Below are 464 nucleotides of genomic sequence, written 5' to 3'. Positions count from 1 at the left end.
TCGTTCAACGAGACCTACAGCTATGACGATGCGGGCAACCTGACCTCGAAGACGGATGTGGGCACCTACACCTATCCGGCGCAGGGGCCCAACGCGGTGCGCCCGCATGCTGTGGGCGTGGCCGGCCTGACCTCCTTCACCTATGACGACAACGGCAACATGCTGACGGGTCATGGGCGGACCTATAGCTGGGACGGCATGAACCGTCCGACGCAGATCAYCAGCGCCTATATGGGAGAGAGCCCCGGGGCGACGAGCAGCTACTTCTATGGCCCGGACGGGAGCCGGGTGAAGAAGGTGACGAAGGCTTCGCCGCGGGGCTGCACCACGGCGCCCAATCCGCTGCCGACGGAGACGACGACCTATATCTTTGGAGACGAGCGGGTGAGCTATGAAGGCTCGAGCGATCCGTGCGTGCCGACGACGCCGCTGTGGGTGAAGTATCCGATGCCCGACATCAAGAT

General features: G+C 63.5%; 1 protein-coding gene. It reads left to right on the top strand.

Going from position 1 to position 464, the window contains the following annotated elements; all coding sequences use genetic code 11:
- On the top strand, positions 1-464 hold a 464-nt coding region (locus AB4037_RS34675), incomplete at both ends, for a hypothetical protein (RefSeq protein ID WP_441774692.1).

The sequence above is a fragment of the Labrys sp. KB_33_2 genome, assembly GCF_052114505.1.
Classification (GTDB): domain Bacteria; phylum Pseudomonadota; class Alphaproteobacteria; order Rhizobiales; family Labraceae; genus Labrys.
Note: the sequence above shows the minus strand (reverse complement) of the source record. Positions and strands in the feature narration are given on the sequence as shown.